4 protein-coding genes and 1 pseudogene are annotated in these 4,313 nt (G+C 63.6%); all 5 read right to left on the bottom strand.

Annotated features, from left to right (window positions below):
- The coding region (locus tag ABYB95_RS17905; RefSeq protein WP_372659973.1) for a DUF2254 family protein at positions 1-593 on the bottom strand (593 nt) is incomplete at its 3' end.
- A 51-nt stretch (positions 594-644) separates the two neighbouring features.
- Complete coding sequence (fba, locus tag ABYB95_RS17900; RefSeq protein WP_372659971.1) at positions 645-1,709, bottom strand: class II fructose-bisphosphate aldolase; 1,065 nt, start codon at positions 1,707-1,709, stop codon at positions 645-647.
- An 83-nt stretch (positions 1,710-1,792) separates the two neighbouring features.
- Positions 1,793-3,226 carry a pyruvate kinase gene (pyk, locus tag ABYB95_RS17895; protein WP_372659969.1) on the bottom strand — a complete coding sequence of 478 codons (1,434 nt, stop codon included), beginning with the start codon at positions 3,224-3,226 and terminating at the stop codon, positions 1,793-1,795.
- A gap of 94 nt (positions 3,227-3,320) precedes the next feature.
- Positions 3,321-3,836 carry a hypothetical protein gene (locus ABYB95_RS17890; protein ID WP_372659967.1) on the bottom strand — a complete coding sequence of 172 codons (516 nt, stop codon included), beginning with the start codon at positions 3,834-3,836 and terminating at the stop codon, positions 3,321-3,323.
- Positions 3,837-4,086: 250 nt separating this feature from the next.
- A pseudogene (locus ABYB95_RS17885) lies at positions 4,087-4,313 on the bottom strand (metapyrocatechase); the annotation flags it as partial.

Below are 4,313 nucleotides of genomic sequence, written 5' to 3'. Positions count from 1 at the left end.
TGCCCCTCGTCCACCAGCGCGTCGGGGCTGCCGCCCAGAGCCGGCTCCAGCTGCCATTGGCGCAGCGGTGGCAAGGCCGCGTTTTCCACCGTGGTGATGGTGTGGGCCATGCGCCCGAGCTTGGACAAGGTGTCGATCCAGCGCAGCAAGGCCAGGATCAGGTAGCCCAGCACGTAGATGGTGAAGGCCAGCAACACGAAGCGGCCGGAGCCGCCGTAGTAGCCCAGGCCCAGCGCGGTGAGCGCCACCATGGAGAAGATGAAGGCCGCGATGAAGGCCGAGATGGCGTGTTGCGCGCTCTCATTGGCCATGACCAACCGCGTGGCACGCGGCGTGGCGCTGGACGCGGCGGTGGAAAACGCGCTGACCAAAATGGACAGCGAGAAGGTGCTCACCGTCAACATGCTGGACGCGATGATGGTGAGCAAGCCCTTCAAGGCCGACTCGTCGATGTCGGGCAGGGCACTGGGCAAGGGCCAGCGGTTCGCCAACGCGGCGATCAAGGCCGCGCCGATGGCGGCGATGCTCCAAAAGGTGGGGCGCCACCACAGCGTGCCTTCGAGACGGCGCCAGAGCAAGAGCAGTTTGAACATGTCTGGCATGGTTGTGGGCGCGAAGCAGGCCGCCCGGTGCAGGATGGGGTCCTAGTTCACCAGCTGCGCCAGTTCACCCTTGGCGTAGCGCGCGGCCATCACCGTCAAGTTGTCGCCCTTGATCTTGGCGCCCTGGCCTTCGCAGCCGAACTGCAGGTAGCGCTGTTTGGCCACTTGTTTGGCGGCTTCGCGGGCGGGCTTGAGCCATTCGCGGGCGTCGAACTTGTCGGGGTTTTCGGCCAGGAACTTGCGCACCGCGCCGGTCATGGCCATGCGGATGTCGGTGTCGATGTTGATCTTGCGCACGCCGTGCTTGATCGCTTCCTGGATTTCTTCCACCGGCACGCCGTAGGTCTGCTTCATCTTGCCGCCGTACTGGTTGATGATGTCCAGCAAATCCTGCGGCACGCTGCTGGAGCCGTGCATGACCAGGTGGGTGTTGGGAATACGGGCGTGGATTTCTTTCACGCGCGAGATCGCCAGAATATCGCCCGTGGGTTTGCGGCTGAACTTGTAGGCGCCGTGGCTGGTGCCAATGGCGATCGCCAGGGCGTCGAGCTGGGTGGCTTTGACGAAGGTGGCGGCTTCTTCGGGATCGGTCAGCATCTGGCTGTGGTCCAGCTTGCCCACGGCGCCAATGCCGTCTTCTTCGCCGGCATCGCCGGTTTCCAGGTTGCCCAGGCAGCCGAGTTCGCCTTCTACCGTGGCGCCCACTTTGTGGGCCATATCGACCACTTTGCGGGTCACTTCGGTGTTGTATTCAAACGAAGCCGGCGTTTTGCCGTCTTCCATGAGCGAGCCGTCCATCATGACCGAGCCAAAGCCCAGATCGAGCGCGCCCTGGCAGATCTTGGGCGAGGTGCCGTGGTCCTGGTGCATGACCAGGGGAATGTGCGGGTACATCTCGGCCGCCGCGAGGATCAGGTGCTTGATGAAGGGCTCGCCAGCGTATTTGCGGGCGCCAGCGCTGGCCTGCAGGATCACCGGTGCGCCGACTTCGTCGGCGGCCGACATGATGGCCTGCACCTGTTCCAGGTTGTTGACGTTGAAGGCCGGAATGCCGTAGCCGTTGGCGGCGGCGTGGTCGAGCAGTTCGCGCATGGAAACGAGAGCCATGGATTTCCCCTAAAAGCAGTTGGTAACCGAGATGTAACTTATCGGCAATTTTACCGCCCCAGGCCCCGTCCTCCAGGCCGGGTTCAGCTCGCCCGGCACATCTTGAGCGTGTTGGTGCCACCGGGTTGGCCCATGGGCTCGCCCACGGTGATGGCATACACGTCGCCGCGCTGCACAATGCCGCGCTTCTTGAGATGGGCTTCTGCATCGGCCAGCGCGGTATCGCGGTCGGCGCTGGTATCCATGAGCAGGGGGCGCACGTTGCGGTACAGGGTCATGCGGCGCTGGGCCGACAGACTGGAGGTGACGGCGTAAATGGGCATGCGCACGTTGTGGCGGCTCATCCACAAAGCGGTGGAACCCGACTCGGTCAGGGCCACGATGGCCTTGGCGTCCAGGTGGTGGGCGGTGAACAGCGCGCCCAGGGCAATGGTCTGGTCGATGCGCTGGAACTTTTTGCCCTTGAAATCGCCGCTCAGCTCGGCGTACTCGGCCTTTTCGGCCTCCAGGCAGATATTGGCCATCTCGACCACGGTCTCCAGCGGGTACTTGCCGGCGGCGGTCTCGGCGCTCAGCATCACGGCGTCGGTGCCATCGAGCACGGCGTTGGCCACGTCGCTCACCTCGGCGCGGGTGGGCACCGGGTTCACGATCATCGACTCCATCATCTGCGTGGCGGTGATCACCACTTTGTCCATCTCGCGCGCCAGCCGGATCATGTGCTTTTGCAAACCGGGCACGGCGGCGTTGCCGACTTCAACCGCCAGATCGCCCCGGGCCACCATGATGCCGTCCGACACTTTCAGGATATTGGCCAGCTCGGGAATCGCTTCCGCGCGTTCGATCTTGGCAATCAGCGCCGGCTTGTGGCCGATGTCGGCACCGGCCACGTTGCACAACTGGCGCGCCAGCTCCATGTCGGTCGCGTTCTTGGGGAAACTCACCGCCACGTAGTCGGCCCGCAAGCCCATGGCGGTCTTGATGTCGTCCATGTCCTTGGCGGTCAGCGCCGGCGCCGTGAGGCCGCCGCCCTGCTTGTTGATGCCCTTGTTGTTCGACAACTCGCCGCCCAGCTTCACCGTGGTGTGCACCGCAGGCCCCACCACCTTGTCGATGATGAGCACGATCAGGCCGTCGTTGAGCAGCAAGGTGTCGCCCGCCTTCACGTCGCGTGGCAGTTCCTTGTAATCCAGCCCCACGCCGTCCAGGTCGCCCAGCTCGGTGCGCGAAGCGTCCAGCACAAACTTCGCGCCCGGCTCCAGCTGCACCTTGCCATCGGCAAACTTGCCGACGCGGATTTTCGGCCCCTGCAGGTCGGCCATGATGCCGACCTCGCGCCCGGCGCGCTGCGCCGCCTCGCGCACCTGGTTGGCGCGGTCGATGTGGTCTTGCGCTTTGCCGTGCGAAAAGTTGAGCCGCACCACGTTGACGCCGGCGCGGATCATGGCCTCCAGCATGGCGGGGTCGCTGGAAGCAGGGCCGAGGGTAGCGACGATCTTGGTGGCGCGGGTAGGCATGGGTTTTGTCTCCTGGATGGGCGAAAGGGCAAGCCGGCCAGATGTGGATGTTTGGTCGGGTTTGTAATTTGGTTTCAATTATCGATGAAACTGGTTACCAAGCGGTTACCAAAACCGGCGTCCGGGCGGTGCTGGTGTGGCTGCCAACAACAAGCTTGGGCTGAGAAGCATGAAGTCGGTCGCGCCAGGTCGAACGGGTGACTGTTCTTGGCTTCGTATTGACCGGCTGCTTTGTAGCGCTCCGTTGTACATAGCAGCTCAGCACGATGCAAGCAGTCTCCTCAAACACAGATCTCGGCCCTTGCGGTCGGTTTCCAGCAAGCGCTTTCCAGCCGAGGTTGGCGAGAAAAATCAACTTCCAGCCGGCGTCAGGAAAGACGGCGGCATTGTCAAGCTGCGGCGCGCCAAAGCCGCTCATCAGCAAGGCATACAGACCGAGTGCGCGAGTTGCTAGGCTCAGAAAGGCGCCCTGGAACGTACCGTTGCGTAGGGCCGTCTCGGCCGCCAGGACCCGATTCGAATCGAACACCTGCTGTGCAGTTGGCACGCCAGCGAACTGCGCGGGCAAATGCTCGTGGTAGCGGGCCTTGAAGGCAACGGTCGCCGTCATCGGCGGCGTTGTTCGGCAGCAGCGCCGGCCTCTGCCGTTCCTTGGCTTCGCCGCAGCGCACAAAGACAGCGCAGCCGGGCTTCATCGGGATCGGGTTCCTGCGCTAGAGCGCATACAGCTGTCGCCGTGTGGCTTCGTCGACACGGCCGGTGATCGATGCACTTGTTGACGGTTCGCGCACTGCGGCAGACACGGGGACCAGTTCGAGCTGTCTTCTCCGTTGTGTTGCCATTTCTTGGTGTGCCGTCGTTCAGCGCGAGGGCGGCCATTCATGATTGACGACGAAGTCCTCGGGCAGCGAAGGGCCCCAGACGTAGAGTGAATCTTCGGGCGGGTGGTCGGCCGATGGCCAGTTCTTGCCCGGCTCGACAAAATCGATGTCGAAGGAATACTCGGCGTAACTGCCCCAAGGGTCGCGAACGTAGCGAAAGTAGTTGGATCCCAGCACATGGCGCCCGACACCCCAGCCCTGCGTGT

Source organism: Hydrogenophaga sp., assembly GCF_041633695.1.
Taxonomy (GTDB): domain Bacteria; phylum Pseudomonadota; class Gammaproteobacteria; order Burkholderiales; family Burkholderiaceae_C; genus Hydrogenophaga.
Note: the sequence above shows the minus strand (reverse complement) of the source record. Positions and strands in the feature narration are given on the sequence as shown.

Excerpts from the sequence above, each read along its gene's own strand:
- fba (WP_372659971.1), bottom strand. The coding sequence starts at position 1,709 with ATGGCTCTCGTTTCCATGCGCGAACTGCTCGACCACGCCGCCGCCAAC.
- pyk (WP_372659969.1), bottom strand. The coding sequence starts at position 3,226 with ATGCCTACCCGCGCCACCAAGATCGTCGCTACCCTCGGCCCTGCTTCC.
- ABYB95_RS17890 (WP_372659967.1), bottom strand. The coding sequence starts at position 3,836 with ATGACGGCGACCGTTGCCTTCAAGGCCCGCTACCACGAGCATTTGCCC.